Origin of the sequence: Nonomuraea sp. NPDC059194 (assembly GCF_042754765.1) — a bacterium.
Lineage (GTDB): Bacteria > Actinomycetota > Actinomycetes > Streptosporangiales > Streptosporangiaceae > Nonomuraea.
The window spans coordinates 190,486-205,897 of sequence record NZ_JBHZBH010000003.1; the positions used below are offsets into that span (position 1 = coordinate 190,486).

The window sequence follows — 15,412 nt, forward strand, 5'->3', positions numbered from 1 at the left end:
ACTGCTTCGCCACGGATGATGCGACATCGCGCCAGCCGCGGGGATCGGCGCGAGCGGAGGCGTGATGGCTCGTAGGTCAACTGTCCAGCACGATCCTCGGATCGCTGGCGACCCCGAGCTTTCGGCATACCCGGAGTTCGACCAGGCTCCTCCGGGCGGTGGGCGCGCGGCCAAGCGTGGCGGCTGGGCGGGTGGCGGCGGACGATGGCTCGTCTGGACCGGCCGCGCCATTCTCTGGGCGCTTATTGTAGTTATCGTGGTCAATGGGGTTCGTGCACCTTTTGAGCGATTCACCCAGGCGAGTGTTCCCTCGGCGAATGTCCCCTCGCCGACGAGCCAGGCATTTCCCGCCGAGCGCGCCTCCGCGTTCGCGACGCAGTTCGCCAGCATCTACCTGAATATGAAGTCCGAGGAGCTCGACCAGCGCAGCAGGCAGCTCGCGCCGTACCTGCCGAGCACCGAGGACCCGCAGTGGGGCTGGGACGGCTACGGCCGCATGTTCGCCGCCAACCTGCAGCCCTTCGGGGTGGAGACGGTCGACGCCAAGAACGCGATCGTCACGCTGACCTTCCAGTCGGGCGCCCGCAGGTTCCTGCTGTCGGTGCCCGTCTTCTACTCCGGCGGCCGGTTCGTGGTCTCGGGACATCCCGCGCTGCTGCCCGCGCCCGCCGCCGCCGAGCTGCCCCAGGCGGCCCAGACAGAAGGCGACGAGGGCGCGGAGGCCGAGCTGCGACCGCAGCTGCAGGGCTTCTTCAAGGCGTACGCCGACGGCAGCTCCGACCTGTCCCGCTATCTGGTCGCGGGCAAGAGCCTGCCGAGCTTCGGAGGGGCCTTCACCTTCATCGAGCTCAAGAACGTCGTGGTGCCTGTGGGGGGTGCCACCAGAGAGATCCAGGCAGTCGTGGTGTGGGGCGTGCCGACCGGCGCGACTCCCTCGGCCACGCCCGGCGCCACCGACCCCGGTGCGGTCGGCGGGCGCCTCGAGCAGGCCTACCGCCTCACTGTCGAGAAGCAGGGCGACAAATGGTACGTCGAGGACATCCGCGGTGCCGGTCGGGCCGTTGGGTAGACGCACGACCGCGCTGCTGATCGATACCCCCCGGGAGGACCAAGAGTGAAAACCATCATCCTGAACCTGATCGAACTGGCGACGCCGACACCCGTCCCCACCGGTCTCGACACCGGAGGTCTCGCCAACTTCCTGCGCGGGTTCTTCGCCCCGCTCTTCCTCGTCGTCGTCTCCGTGGTCGCGCTGTTCTTCCTCTTCACGCGGGAGATCACCAGATTCGTCCAGTTCCTGATTCTGGCTGTGGCGATCGGTGTGATCTTCTACGTTCCCAACATCATCGAAGTCACGGCCAAGGCGATCGCGGGGGCTCTCGGCATCAAGTGAGCACCTCTCCCTGTCGGTGTCGGCAGGGTTGAGACCGCTCCGGTGCGGTCATGAGAGTCAGCGGCGGCTGCGAGCGAGGGCGGAGAGGAGGACCGCGTGGACCTGCCTACATATACGAATATCTGGCGAATCGAGAAGCGGCTCTACAAGCTGTACGACCTACGGCTGCCCATGCCGCTTCCCATCGTCTGGATCGGCGTGTTCGTCGGCGTGCTCGCACCGTGGTCCCTGCTGCTCTGGCTGGTCGGCATCGGCTTCGAGGCGCCGTGGCACGTGCTCTACCTCGTCCCGCCCGGCATCGTGACGTGGCTGTCCACCCGCCCCGTCATCGAGAACAAGCGGCTGACCGAGCTCATGCAGTCGCAGCTGCGCTACATGGGCGAGCCCCGCTCGTGGTGCCGCCTCACCCCCACGGGTGAGCCAGAGACCGTCGCCTTCTCAGGAAGGGTCTGGCGCGCGGCCCCCGCTCCCGCCCGTGCCAAGGCCCGCGCGGGCGTCCGCAGGCGGCCCGCCGTACCCGCCGCGGTCAGGGCGCGCCAGGTGCGGCCCGCCGTCGCCGCGGCCGCTGCCGCCGCCACCCACGCGCCCGTCGCCGAGTCCGCGCCCACCCGCCTCGCCTGGGGCGGCGCCACGGGCCGCCGCCAGGGCGTCGTCGCTCCCGCGCTGCTCCCGACCACGCCGGACCCGACCGCTCCGGTGCACCCGACCTCTCCGGTACGGCAGGCGGACCCGGCCGTCCCCTCCCGCGTGCGGCTGGACGGGGCCACGGACGACGGCCTGGTCGCCGAGGTCCCGGAGCCCGCCGCCCCGATCGAGGCCAAGCCCCTGGCGACCGCCGCATCCGAGGTCCCCGCCGAACCTCTGGAGCCCGCCGCCCGGATCGAGGCCGAGCCCCCGGAGCTCGCAAGCCCAGCCGAGGCCGAGCCCCTGGAGCCCGCGGCCGAGTCCGAGGCGCCCGCCGAGCCTCTGGAGCCCGCCGCCGAGGCCGAGACGCCCGCAAAGCCCATCGGCACCGAGGCCCTCCGCAGGCTGCGCAGGCTGGCCGCCACCGCCGACGCCCCAGCCGACGCCCCCTCCGACACGCCAGCACACGCCCCCGCGGAATCTCCCGCGACGCCCCCTGGGGACGCTCACACCGGTGCTCCTTCCGCTGACGTGATCACAGCGGCCCCTGAAGACGCTCACGTGGCGACCCCGTCCGCGGACCTGCAGGCCAAGCCCGAGCGCGCAGGGGCGGGGGAGCCCGAGCAGAAGGCCACGCTGCCCGAGCCGACCGCCCCCGCGACGGCCGGGGCGTCGACAGGCGACCAGCGGTCCGACGACGCCAGGAAGGCCGACGACCAGGCCAGAGACCAGCACCGCAAGGGCCAGCCCCCGCTGACCACCGCAGTCGTGTTCCAGGTCCAGGTCAAGCCGTCCATCCCCTCGATCGCCCCGGGCAAGCGCCCATCCCAGCCGCAGCTCCCCAAGGCGCCCGCCAAGCCCCGCCTGGCTCCGCAACCGACGCCCCCGCCCGCCCAGAGCGCCCCGCCCGGGGCCCAGAGCACGCCCGCGCACACCGCGCCACCCCCGGCGCAAAGCGCGCCGGCGGCCGGACACAGCGCCCCGCGGCCCGCGCAGAGTGCGCCGCCGCTCAACATCAGGGCCGTCCAGGCGCCCGCCACCCCCGGCACCGCCGTGCCAGGCTCGCGCAACGAGCCGCGGGTGCGCAGGGTCGAGTCCGTCGTCGGCCGCGACTCCTCCGGCGGCTGGCGCAGGCTCGCCCAGGTGGTCGTGGGCGGTGGCGGCAGCCGTACGGACGGGTCGGAGATCGACGAGGCGCGCACGCGAGCGGTCTTCGGCGGCAGCAGGAGGGTCGTCGTGCTCGGCTGCACCGGCGGCGCCGGCCAGAGCACGACCGCGCTGATGCTCGGCCACACCCTCGCCCACCACCGCGACGACCGGGTGCTCGCCGTCGACGCCAGCACCGGCGGCAGCACGCTGACCAGCCGCGTCAAGGTCGAGTCGCCTGAGACGCTGACGAGCCTGCTGTCGGGGCTCGGCCAGATCAGCGGCTACCTCAGCATGCGCGCGTTCACCACCAGGACCGGCAGCGGTCTTGAGGTCGTGGCGGCCGACACCGACCTCGGCGCCGAGCAGCGGCTGGCCGACCGCACCCTCTACTCCGACCACCGGCTCGGCCAGGCGATGCGCCTGCTCGACCACCACTACAAGCTGAGCGTCGTCGACCCGGCGCCCGCGCTGGCCGCGCGCGTCCTGCCGTACGCGGACCAGCTGGTGCTGGTCGTCCCCGCCAGCGAGGACGCCGCGGAGGCGGTGGCGATGACGTACGAGTGGCTCGACGGTCACGGCTGCGCGGACCTGCGCAGACGCGCGGTCATGGTGGTCAACGGGGTGAGCAGGCGCAGCATGGTCGACGTGGAGCAGGCCGAGGCGGTGGCCCGCGGCAGGTGCAGGGCGATCGTCAGGGTGCCCTGGGAGGACGACCTGGCGCGCAGCGGCACCGAGCCCGTGGAGCCGGGACAGCTGCGACCGGCGGGACGGCGAGCCTACCTCGCCCTCGCGGGGGTCGTGGTCGCGGGTTTCGCATCAGCACAGAGCAGCCGTCCCAGCGAGGAGGAAGTGGCGCAGTGACCCCTCGGGCACCCAGACGCACCGAGCGACTGGCACGACGGAGGTATGGCGGCCAGCTGAGCATCGGCCGGCGAGGCTCATGCGCCGAGGGGGCGGCATGAGCAGGTCGACGCGGTCGCATCAGCGTCTGGCGGTCCGCTACTTCGACGACCGCATCCTGCTCACCGAGGGCTCGGCGTGGGCGTACTTCAGGCTGCCGACGGTCAGCTACGAGTTCGTCACGCCGGAGGAGCGCGTGGCGCTGGCCACCAACATCACGATCGCCCTGGCGGCGATCCGCATGCCGGACGCCGAGGTGCACCTGAGGGTCGCGCACCGCACCTATCCGGCGGCCGAGTGGGCGATGGCGCTGAACGCCACCTCTGACGAGGGCCCCGGCTGGCGCGACTACCTGGAGGAGATGTACCGGCACGTCTGGGCGAAGGACTTCTGGTCCAAGGAGGTCTATCTCGGCGTACGGCTCGGCCCGCGCGGCCGCCAGCTCGGCACCGGCGTGCTGTCGCAGCTGTTCGGGTTCTACCAGCGCAGCGAGAAGGCGCTCGGACTCGACGACGACCATGTGCCCGAGGGCGAGATCACCCGCTGGACCGAGCAGGCCGAACGGCTCGGCAGGGCGCTGGCCTCCAGTGCCCTGTACGCCCGTCACGCCACGTCGGCGGAGGTGGCGTGGCTGTTCAGGCACGCGGCGACGGCCTCACTCGGCGACCCGCCGGCCAGCGCGAGCCCGAAGCGGCGCTGGGGCAGGGGCGAGATCGAGTCGCTGGTCGAGGGGCAGATCCACAACGGCAGGTCGTTCCTGCGCATCGTGCAGCCCCAGGGCGACTCCTACGTGGCGCACCTGTCGTTCGCCCGCTTCCCCGACCTGATGCCCTTCCCCGACGGCGAGCCGTGGCTGCACTTCGCCGACCAGCTGCCCTTCCCGGTGGAGGTCTCCAGCAGGATGCGGCTGATCTCGCCGGTCAAGGCGTCCAAGGACGTCGCCCGCAAGCTCGCTCACGCCCGTGACATGGACATCCACATCCGTGAGGCGGGCGCGGAGGCGCCGATCGCGCTGGCCGAGCAGATCGACGCGGCCCGCATGCTGGAGCACGGCATCACGAAGGAACGCCTTCCCTTCGTGTACGGCTGGCACCGGCTGATCGTGAGCGCCCCGACCGAGGAGATCTGCCTGCAGCGCGTCGAGGCGGTCGTCGAGCACTACCGCGACCTGGGCATCGACATCGTCAACTCGACGGGCGACCAGTTCTCGCTGTTCTGCGAGGCGCTGCCGGGCGAGAAGGTGACGGTCAATGCCTACGCCCAGCGCCAGCCGCTGCGCACGATCGCGGGCGGCATGGCGACGGCGACGGTGGATCTCGGCGACCGGATCGAGACCGACGCAGGCTGGCACGGGCCGTACATCGGGGAGACCGTGGGGCGCGCCCGCAGCATCGTGCACTTCGACCCGCTGGTGGCGGCCTCCCGCAACCGGCCGACGGCCATCGCGGTCACGGGCGAGCCGGGCGGCGGCAAGACGACGCTGGCGCTGCTGATGATCTACCAGATGGCGCTGCGCGGGGTCACGATCGCGGTGATCGACCCCAAGGGCGACGCCGAGTCGCTGGTACAGCTGCTGCAGCAGCGCGAGCGCAAGGCGCGGATCATCCCGTTGGGTTCGGCCGCGCCAGGGCTGCTCGACCCGTTCTCCTTCGGCGACGACATCGCGGCCAAGAAGACCATGGCCACCGAGACGCTGCGGCTGCTGCTGCCCCGCATGTCGGAGGAGCGCGAGTCGGCGATGATCCAGGCGGTGGCCGCCGTCTCCAACGCGCCCGACCCCTCGCTCGGCAAGGTCGTCGACTTCCTGGAGCAGGCCGACGACGCCGCGTCGAAGAACCTCGGCGCGGTGCTGCGCTCGATGTCGGAGATGCACCTGGCCAGGCTGTGCTTCGACGCCTCGGGCGGTGAGCAGATCGACTCCGAGGGCTGGACGACCGTCTTCACCCTCGGCGGCCTCACCCTGCCCGACGCCACGACGACGCGGGACGACTACTCCTACGAGCAGCGGCTGTCGGTCGCGCTGCTCTATCTCGTCTCGCAGTTCGCCCGCAGGCTGATGAACGGCCTCGACCGGCGCGCCCCCAAGGCCATCTTCCTCGACGAGGCGTGGGCGATCACCTCAACGCCCGAGGGCGCCAAGCTGGTGCCCGAGGTCAGCCGGATGGGCCGCTCCCGCAACACCGCGCTCGTCCTGGTCTCGCAGAACGCGGGAGACCTCCTCAACGAGCAGGTGACCAACTGTCTCTCCTCGGTCTTCGCCTTCCGCTCCACCGAACGGGTGGAGGTCGACCACGTCATGGCTTTGCTCGGCGTGGAGGCCTCGGAGGAGCACAAGGCCGTGCTGCGATCGCTGGGCAACGGCGAATGCATTTTCCGTGATCTCGATGGCAGAGCGGGCCGTATCGGCGTAGACCTGATCTCCGACGAGCTGCTGCGGTGGCTCGACACGAACCCGACGCACGACAAACCCGGGGAGAACGTGCATGATCATATTCGCGGGGGAGTGACAGGAGCGCAGGAGGTACGTTCATGAAGGGCCGACTACGTCGGCGGCTGACGCTGGCGCTGGTGCTGCTGCTCGGCATCCTGGCGCTGCCGCTCGCCATGCCCTCGGGCACGGCGGTCGCCGCTGCTCCGTTCTGTGACCTTTCACCCGACCTCGCCCCGCAGCTCGTCGGCAGCGGTGTCGACGGCCTGCTGCAACCACCGCCCCCTGAGGGGGGCGCCGCGACACCGGCGAACACCAACTACGCCCGTTACGGCATGTCCGGCCTGTTCTGGCACACCGACGAGCTCGGGTGCAGCGACGTGGCCGCCGTGCTCGGCAACTCGTGGGCGAACATGATCTTCGACTGGGCCAAGGCCGTCGACCGGTTGACGATCACCACCTACCAGGCCGCGGCCACCGAGGGCCCGCTGCAGTCGATCAAGGACGTCGTCGACGACATCGTCGAGAACCTCGCCGACGCCATGTACTGGCCGTTCCTGCAGCCGATCATCATCCTGGCGGCCATCTGGCTGGCCTGGTACGGCCTGTTCAGGCGCAGGGCCTCGGTCACCACGGAGGCCGTCGTCTGGATGGTCCTCGCGGTCACCGTCGCCGTCTGGTTCTTCAGCCGTCCGGGCGACTTCACCGGGCTCGGCAAGATCGTCACCGACAAGACCACCGAGGTCGTCAACCAGGCCTTCTCCGGGCTGCCGGGCGCGGGCGGCGCCTCCTGCCTGCCGACCAAGGGATCGACGGGCGAGAAGCCGACCGCGGGCGGCTACGCCAGGACCGGCGTGCCGGGCGTCGACCAGAACGCCGACGCGCTGTGGTCCACGCTGGTCTGCAAGCCGTGGCTGGTCGGCCAGTTCGGCACCGCCGACCCGAACGCCCCCGTCATCCGCGACTTCGCCGCCAAACTCCTCGACGCCCAGGCGATCGACAAGGAGGAGCAGGCGGGCCAGACGCCCAACAGCAACGCCCACCAGGCCGCCTACAACGAGATCGCCGAACCGCTGCGCACCACGTCCATCTACTTCCTCTTCCAGGGCAAAGACTGGAGCGGCAGGCTCGGCATCGCCATCGGCGCGCTGCTGGCCGCGCTCATCGCCGGAGTGCTGATCTTCCTGGTCGCGGTCTCGCTGCTGGTGCTCAAGGTCGGCTTCCTGCTGTTGCTGATCCTCGGGCCGGTCTTCCTGCTCATCGGCGTCCATCCGGGCAGCGGCCGGATCATCGCGATGCGCTGGGTGGAGATGCTGATCGGCATGTTGCTCAGGCAGGCCGTGCTCGCGCTGGTGCTCGGCGTCCTGGTGTACGGCTACGCGTTGATCATCTCCACCGCGCTGCCGTGGGGCATGCAGATCCTGTTCATGGCGCTGCTGACGATCGCCGTGTTCTTCTACCGGCGACCGTTCCAGCACCTGTTCGCCTCGATGAACGGTCACACGCTCACCACCAGGATGCTGGGCGAGGCCGCGTCCGCGCCGACCCTGGAGCGCGCGGCCAACGCGCTGCCGCCCGTCGCGGTCACCAAGGCCGGGCGCTGGGGCCTGCGCAAGGCCGAGCCCATGATCCAGACGGCGGCGGCCGGTAGCACCGCGGGGGCCTCGGCCGCCGTGGGCGCGGCCGTCGCGCAGGGCAGGGTCAGGGGCGAGGAGGGGGCCGCGGCGACCGCGTCGTCCGGCGCCAGGGTGCCCGCGCCGCTGGCCACCGACGCCGAGGGCAAGGCGGGCGCCAGGACCGCGCCCGCGCAGCGCACCGGCGCCGCGCCTCCGCTCAACCTCACGGGTGGACGTCCTGCGCGGCCTGCCCGCTCCGGCACCGGCGGCGCGTCCTCCGGCTCCGGCTCTGGCTCGGGTGGGTCGGTCTCGGGCGGTTCGCGGGCCGGACTCAGCGGGTCCGGCTCTGGTGGGTCCGGCTCGGGCGGGTCGCTCTCGGGTGGGTCGAGGAGCGGCGGATCCGGCGGGTCGGGCTGGTTCGGCGGCAGGTCGGGCGGCGGCTGGGCCTCCAGAGGCGGCGGATCCGGCGGTACGGCAGGCGGCTCACGCTCGGGTCGTGGCACCCGCTCATCGGGTGGCCTGTTCGGTGGCGGCTCGGGTTCGTCGTCGTCGCGTGGCTCGTCGAGCTCGCGTGGTTCGTCGGGCTCGTCCTCGCGTGGTTCGGGCGGCTCGTCCGGTGGTGGGCGTCCGGCCGATGTGCCGCAGGCCCGTGCGGCGGAGCCGCCGCCGCTGTGGCTGCCCAGCCGCAGGAGTGAGGGCAGGAGCGACGAGCCGCCGGTGCCGTTCTGGTTGCGACCCAACAGCTCCGACAAGGATTGACGATGGCACAGCCGGGTGACAGGAGGGGGCTGGCCTTCGCCGCGATCGTGCTGGTGCTGGCGGCGGTGGGGCTGTTCGTGACGATGTGGCCGGACTCGGAGACTCCCGAGCCCTCCGCCGGTCAGGAGGCGGCGGGCCGTACCAGCTCGGCCTCGGCGGCCGCGCCCGCCGTCGCGACTCCGCTGGCCACGGCGAGCGACGCGCCCTTCGACATCTACTCCTACCTGCCGATGACCAAGCAGGAGCTGGCCGCGGCGGCGGACCTGGCGGTGCGCTTCACCGCCGCCTACGGCACCTTCCGCTACGACGAGGAGCCCGCCGCCTACGCCGACCGGCTGAAGGTGTTCACCACGGCCGACCTGGCCGAGGTGCTGACGCGCACCGTCACCTCGCCGGGCACGGTCGAGGCGAACAGGACCGACCAGGTGGTCTCGCGGACGACCGCGAAGATCAAGGAGATCAGGCAGGTCGACAGGACCTCGATCGTCTTCGTCGTCACCGGCGCCAGGGAGGTGTCCGCCAAGAGCGGGCCGACCAGGCGCGAGGAGGACTACGCGGTCACCGTGCAGCAACTGGGCTCCGACTGGCGGGTCTTCGACCTGCAGCCCGCCGACCAGGGCCAGGACGGAGACAGCACCGGGTGAAGCTCTCCTCCCGAACGAAGATCGTCGGGGCGCTCGGCCTGGCCGGGCTCGTACTGGTGACGCTGATCATGTCCCCGATGCTGATGACCGGCTTCCCCTCCTTCCTCGGCGGCGAACTCCCCGACTGCGAGGACATCACCCAGCAGGACGAGCAGGCCTCCGAGAACGCGACCGCCGACATCCCCGCCGACTACCTGGCGCTGTACCAGAAGTTCGGCAAGAAGATCGGCGTCCAGTGGACGATCCTGGCCGCCGTGGGCAAACGCGAGACCGACCACGGACGCTCGACGCTCCCAGGCGTACAGAGCGGGACGAACTACGCCGGAGCCGCCGGGCCGATGCAGTTCCTGGTGAGCACGTGGGGCGGGGCCAAGCGGATCCCGATCCCGTCGAAGTTCAACGGGTACGCCTCGGACGGCGACGACGACGGATGGGCCGACATCTACAACCCGGCCGACGCGATCCTGGGCGCGGCCAAGATGCTCAAGCGCAACGGGGCGCCGGAGAACGTGCGGCGGTCGCTGTTCGTCTACAACCGGGCGTGGTGGTACGTCGACCAGGTCGAGGAGATCGCCCGCAAGTACGCGGCCGACGGCCAGGTGAAGGTGCCGCCGCAGGCCGACGCCTCGTGCGACGACCCGGTCATCGCGGCGGCGCCGAGCGACGTGGTGGGGCGGATCCTGGCCTACGCGCTCGACCAGCGCGGCAAGCCGTACCTGTGGGGCGGCACCGGGCCTGACGCGTTCGACTGCTCGGGGATCATCTACATGGCCTACCGGAGTGTGGGGCTGTCGATTCCGCGGACGACGTTCGGACAGTGGCCGTTCGGGGTGAAGGTGCCTGACGGGCAGGAGCAGCCCGGCGACCTGGTCTTCTTCGACGCGGGGCCCGGCACCGCACCCGACAATCCCGGGCATGTCGGCATGGTGGTGTCGAAGGGGAAGATGATCGAGGCGCGGTGCCGGTTGTGCGGGCCGATCAAGGTGACCAGCTACCGGGGCAGGGACGCGATCGTCGGGTTCACCAGGCCGCTGGAGAACGCCACGGTCAAGGACCAACTAGCCAAGATCAAGTCGTCGCTGTAGCGGGGCGTCCTCTCCCGGCGCCGCCTGCTTGGTCTGAATGGGGACATGTAAGATCCCGGTTGTGAACATGGGAGAGGGTGTCGAGTGGGGCCTGCACTGCTGCGTAACGCTGGCGTGGCTCGCCGACGAGGGACCGGTGTCGATCCGTAAGCTCGCGGGCTGGTTCGACCTGCCGCAGGAGTACCTCAAGAAGCGGCTGCAGGCGTTGACCAAAGCCGGGATCCTGACCTCTACACCAGGGGTCCGGGGTGGGTTCGCCCTGGCCAGGGCGCCGGAGCGGATCACGCTGATGGACGTGGTCGTCGCCATGGAGGGCGCCGCGGACGCGTTCCAGTGCGCCGAGATCCGGCAGCGTGGTGCGGGCGCGGTCGGCGCGGAAGGCGAGTTCGGGCGGCCCTGCGGCATCGCCGCCGCCATGCGCCGCGCCGAGCTGGCCTGGCGTCGCGAGCTCGCCGCCCAAACCATCGCCGACCTGATGGCCCACGCCCCCGCGGGGGCCGAACGAACTCGCCGGAACTACGCCCGCATGCGCGGCTGATCTCGGCGCGTCCATCGCCGGAGCTACGCCCGTTGCGCGGCCGATCTCGGCGTGTCCGTCGCTGGGCTCAGTCGCGCATCGCCTCGTTCGGCGATCGCGTTACCGCCCCACGAGACGCTCGGGTCCCGTTCACAGGCTCACCCGTCCGGACCGGCGGTTCACCCAGTGGGGTGTTCGCTCGCACCGTCATGAGAGGAACCGGGATGTCAAACGTCCTGATTAACGAGAGGCAAGCCGCCCCCCGTGGCCTAGGCGCCACCTTCGTCCTGGCCGTCGGCACGTTCGCCGTCGGCACCGACGCCTACGTGGTGGCCGGCTTCCTGCCTGCCATGGCCAGATCCCTGCACGTCTCCGAGAGCGCGGCAGGCCAGTCCGCGACCGTCTTCGCGATCGTCTATGCCGTACTCGCCCCTGTTCTGGCCACCGTCGCCGCCCGCGTTCCGCGTCGCGCCCTCCTGGTGGGCGCGCTGCTCGTCCTCGCCGTGGCCAACCTGGGCTCGGCGCTGTCGCCGGGCTACGGGTGGCTGATGGCGTCCAGGGTGCTGGCCGCGTTCGGGGCCGCCGCTTTCACGCCCAACGCGGGCGCCGTCGCCGCCGCTCTAGTCGCCCCCGCACAGCGGGCCCGCGCCCTGGCCGTGGTGGTCGGCGGCCTGACCGTCGCGACCGCGCTGGGGGTTCCCCTGGGCAACCTGGCCGACCGGCTCCTGGACTGGCGGGCCGCGCTCGCCGTGGTCGCGCTCCTGTGTCTGGTGTGCGCGGCAGGGGTGTACGCCGTCATGCCCGCACTGCCCGGCAACCCCCGCGTCCCCCTGCGTGACCGGCTCGCCGCCCTGCGCCGCCCGGGAGTGGTGGCGGTGCTCCCGCTGACCGTGTTCGGCCTGGCCGCCAGCTATGGGCTGTACGCGTACGCCGTCCCGCTCCTGCACGCGCTAGGCGCCGGAGCGGCATCGGAAATGTGGATGCTGTTCCTGTACGGGGCCGGAGCGGTGGCCGGGAACCTGATGGCAGGCGCGGCGGCCGACCGGTACGGGCCGGTCCGCGTCCTGGCGGTCGGATACGCGGCGCTGGCGGTGACGCTGGCCGTGTTCGCGTGGGCCGTTGAGGCGCGCTGGCTGGCGCTGGCCGGTCCGCTCATGGTGGTCTGGGGCGCGAGCACGTGGTCCCATACCCCGGCTCAGCAACTGCGGCTGATCTCGGCCGCGCCCCAGGAGACGGCGGTGGTCGTCGGGCTCAACGCCTCAGCGCTCTACCTGGGCATCGCCCTGGGCACAGCGCTCGGCGGACTGCTCCTTCCCGTCGGCGCCTCCGTCGCACTGGCGGCCAGCGCGGGGCTCGCCGTCTTGTCCCTCGCCTACCTGGCGCTCACCCGTCGTACCGGTTGATGGGAGGCCCCGCCGTTCCGGCCAACAGCGGGGCCTCCCGGTCGCGCGCCATCGGGCTCCCCATCACCGTCGTCTCCTCATCTCCTGGGCCATCTCGTGGGGCATCTCGTGGGGCATCTCGTGGGGCATCTCGTGGGACATCTCTTGGGACGGAGCGCGGGCGGATGCGTAAGGTTGGGGGGCTCGAAGGCGAGGAGACGCGATGGCGGTTCTGGTGGTAGGGGCGGCGATCATCGCCGACGGCAGGTTGCTGGCCGCGCAACGGGCCGAGCCCCCCGAGCTGGCGGGTGGGTGGGAGTTCCCCGGGGGCAAGGTCGACGAGGGGGAGAGCGACATCGACGCGCTGGTCAGAGAATGCCACGAGGAGCTCGGCGTGATCGTCCGGGTCGGCGAGCGCGTGGGCGGTGACTGGCCGCTAGGCAACGACTACGTGATGCGGGTGTGGCTGGCCTCGCTGATCTCCGGAAAGCCCGAGACCAAGGAGCATCTGGCGCTGCGGTGGCTGGCCGTGGAGGAGTTCTACGACGTCCCATGGTTGGCGGCTGATCTTCCAGTGGTCAAGGCTGTGGAGAATCTGCTCCGGGAGGGTTAATCCGCTCCACTGAGTGACATAACCACTACGCAGTGTGATGTTGGAGCGCGTCCCGTATCGGGGGAAGCGGAGAAGCGCAGTGGGTTGGTGGCATAGCGCCCAGATCGCGTCGGCTGTCGGATCAGGGGCGCTGATCCTGGCTACCACGGCAACGACGACGGCGGTTGAGGCCTCGGAAGTCGGGGTCCCTCCTGTGGGGACGTCTCACGAGGGAACGATCGCGCTCAGCGTGGAACGGGTCGGTGATCCGAACTTCGGCCAGTGGTTGCGGACAGGCGATGTTCTGCGCTTCAGAGTGGCGCTGGAGGGGAATGCGCGCGACGCCAGCCTGGCGGTCGCGGCCAACCCGGCGCACGCGCTGTCGAAGGTGGCCTGCGCCACCCAGACACCCGCCGAGAGCGACGCCGTACCGGCGGCGGATTCTGCTGGAGGTGTCGGCGCACCGGCTGCGGGGCCTGGCGGCGGTGCCAGCGCACCAGCCGCGGATTCTGGCGCGGGTGTCGGCGCATCGGCTGAGGGTTCGGGCGGAAGTGCAAGCGCACCGGCAGTGGGCTCTCTCGGGGGTGGGACTGCACCGGTCGTGGGTTCTTCCGGGGGTGCTGTCGCCGGGTCTGTCGGAGGTGCTGCCGGGGGTGCTGTTTCGGCGGCGGGCTCCGGGTCTGGTGCTCAGGTGTGCCCGCTCGGGGACATCCAGGGGAAGCGGGCGGTCGACGTCAGGCTCACCGTGCCCGACGGGGCGCAGGAAATCGTGCTGGCGGCGGTGGCTCAGGCGCGGGGGAGTGAGGGCGGCGATCCTCAACTGCTCAGCAAGACGGCCAGGACGCCGGTCGGCGCGCAGCCTTCGCCCTGGTTCGCTGATCCGCGCCCGGTGTATCTCCCACGGGGAGGGTTCGCTCAGCCTCGCCCGGTGAACCGCCCCTTGGGGGGCTCCGCCGAGCCGCGCCCGATGAATCCACCGGCGGTCCAGTCGGCGGAGTCGGCCCAGTCGGCCGAGTCTGCACAACAGGCTCAGGTGTCGCCTCAAGCGGGGAACGGCTCGCCTTGGTTCGCTGAGCCACGGCCCATGTTGCGCCCCTCGACCGGGATGTCCGGTGGTACGGGTGAAGGGGGCACGACCGCCGCTGCGCCCGCTCAGATGACGGGCCCTGACGGCGGACGCGTCGAGGCCGTCCAGCCGGGCCAGGCCGATCCGCAAGGGGTTGTTCCTCTGGAAGCCGCCGGGATCCGGCAGCTCGCGGAGAGCAACGCGCAGACGGTGGCCGCACAGCCGCCCGCGGTCGGCGTCCGGCATCCCGCTGCCGCAGCCCAGGCGCCTGCCGTTGGAGCCCAGCTTCCCACCGCCTCCGCCCAGCCTGGGACCGCTTCAGCGCAGGTGCCCGCCGCTGGAGTGCAGGCACCTGCCGCGGGCGTCCGGCGAAGTGGGCTGCCTGGTGTTCGGACGGGTTCACGGACGGGTGCGCGGGCAAAGGCGCAGCGCCTCGGGAAGGGCGCGCAGCTTGCCGCGAACCGGGCCCAGGCTCATGGCGCCAGAGGTCAGACGTCGGCAACAGGGGCTCAGGCTCCCGCCTCCAGGGCTTCAGCCATCGGAGCTCAGGGTCCCGCTGCCAGGGCCAAGGCCTCAGCCACCGGAGCTCAGCTTCCTGCTGCCGGGCTTCAGGCTTCTGCCACCGGAGCCCAGATTCCCGCCACGAGGGCCCAGATTCCCGTCACAAGCGCCCAGGTTCCCACCATGAAGGCTCAGGTCCCCGCCACCCGCGCCAAGGTTCCCGCGGCGAAGGCTCGGACAAGCGCCCAGGCTCCTTCCACGAAGGTGCAGGTTCCCGCCACCAGCGGCCAGACCCCCGCGATCGCGGGGCAGGCTTCCGGGACCGGGGCTCAGGCGGCTGCTCCGGGCGGGCAGGGTGGGAAGGCGGTGCCGATGGCCGATGCGGCGTTGACAGGAGCCGGTCAAGCCCAAGGTCTGTGGGGCGATCCGAAGCTGCGGTTGCCGCAGGTGGCGCCCGATCGGCCCAACGCGGGCGCCAATCCGCCCGTTCGCGGCGTGCCGTTGCCGCGTGAGCTCGCCGTATCTCCCGAAAGAGCGCAGGCCGCCGGCAGGACGGACCTCACCGAGGGGCTGAACGGCCTGCCGTACATGGGGGGCGGTCTTCTCCTGCTGCTCGGCGGGCTGTGGGGGGTGGCCAGAGCGCAGCGAAGCCGTAGCATCCGGAAAACCCAGCTGATGTCATAAATCGGACTTTGCACCGGCATTTACCGCCCTAGTATTCTCGTTGACCAAGGTTTCGGGAATACGCGGAGGGCA

The 15,412-nt window shown here is 71.3% G+C and carries 11 protein-coding genes; all 11 read left to right on the top strand.

Translation table 11 applies throughout. The annotated features are described in order from the left end of the window. The first annotated feature begins 64 nt into the window (after positions 1 to 64). The 11 genes from ACFXJ8_RS06250 (at position 65) to ACFXJ8_RS06300 (ending at position 15,340) form a co-directional block, all read left to right on the top strand. On the top strand, positions 65 to 1,069 hold the full coding sequence (locus tag ACFXJ8_RS06250) for a conjugal transfer protein (protein ID WP_379642745.1): 1,005 nt from the start codon (positions 65 to 67) through the stop codon (positions 1,067 to 1,069). A 54-nt stretch (positions 1,070 to 1,123) separates the two neighbouring features. After that, on the top strand, positions 1,124 to 1,393 hold the full coding sequence (locus ACFXJ8_RS06255; RefSeq protein WP_379642929.1) for a hypothetical protein: 270 nt from the start codon (positions 1,124 to 1,126) through the stop codon (positions 1,391 to 1,393). 96 nt (positions 1,394 to 1,489) lie between these two features. After that, the gene (locus tag ACFXJ8_RS06260) at positions 1,490 to 4,027 is read left to right on the top strand and encodes a TcpE family conjugal transfer membrane protein (protein WP_379642746.1); all 2,538 of its coding nucleotides are present in this window, start codon (positions 1,490 to 1,492) and stop codon (positions 4,025 to 4,027) included. A 97-nt stretch (positions 4,028 to 4,124) separates the two neighbouring features. Further along, positions 4,125 to 6,599 carry an ATP-binding protein gene (locus ACFXJ8_RS06265; RefSeq protein ID WP_379642747.1) on the top strand — a complete coding sequence of 825 codons (2,475 nt, stop codon included), beginning with the start codon at positions 4,125 to 4,127 and terminating at the stop codon, positions 6,597 to 6,599. Next, the gene (locus ACFXJ8_RS06270) at positions 6,596 to 8,869 is read left to right on the top strand and encodes a type IV secretion system protein (RefSeq protein ID WP_379642748.1); all 2,274 of its coding nucleotides are present in this window, start codon (positions 6,596 to 6,598) and stop codon (positions 8,867 to 8,869) included. Before ACFXJ8_RS06265 ends, ACFXJ8_RS06270 begins: the two co-directional genes overlap by 4 nt. A 2-nt stretch (positions 8,870 to 8,871) precedes the next feature. Then, on the top strand, positions 8,872 to 9,513 hold the full coding sequence (locus ACFXJ8_RS06275) for a hypothetical protein (protein ID WP_379642749.1): 642 nt from the start codon (positions 8,872 to 8,874) through the stop codon (positions 9,511 to 9,513). Further along, positions 9,510 to 10,598 carry an NlpC/P60 family protein gene (locus ACFXJ8_RS06280; RefSeq protein WP_379642750.1) on the top strand — a complete coding sequence of 363 codons (1,089 nt, stop codon included), beginning with the start codon at positions 9,510 to 9,512 and terminating at the stop codon, positions 10,596 to 10,598. Before ACFXJ8_RS06275 ends, ACFXJ8_RS06280 begins: the two co-directional genes overlap by 4 nt. Positions 10,599 to 10,665: 67 nt before the next feature. Beyond that, positions 10,666 to 11,136 carry an RrF2 family transcriptional regulator gene (locus tag ACFXJ8_RS06285; protein ID WP_379642930.1) on the top strand — a complete coding sequence of 157 codons (471 nt, stop codon included), beginning with the start codon at positions 10,666 to 10,668 and terminating at the stop codon, positions 11,134 to 11,136. A gap of 203 nt (positions 11,137 to 11,339) precedes the next feature. Then, the gene (locus ACFXJ8_RS06290) at positions 11,340 to 12,518 is read left to right on the top strand and encodes an MFS transporter (protein WP_379642751.1); all 1,179 of its coding nucleotides are present in this window, start codon (positions 11,340 to 11,342) and stop codon (positions 12,516 to 12,518) included. A 202-nt stretch (positions 12,519 to 12,720) separates the two neighbouring features. After that, positions 12,721 to 13,110 (top strand): (deoxy)nucleoside triphosphate pyrophosphohydrolase, encoded by a 390-nt coding sequence (locus ACFXJ8_RS06295; RefSeq protein ID WP_379642752.1) that lies wholly within the window; start codon positions 12,721 to 12,723, stop codon positions 13,108 to 13,110. Between the two features lie 1,729 nt (positions 13,111 to 14,839). Next, on the top strand, positions 14,840 to 15,340 hold the full coding sequence (locus tag ACFXJ8_RS06300; RefSeq protein ID WP_379642753.1) for a hypothetical protein: 501 nt from the start codon (positions 14,840 to 14,842) through the stop codon (positions 15,338 to 15,340). Positions 15,341 to 15,412 lie beyond the last annotated feature (72 nt).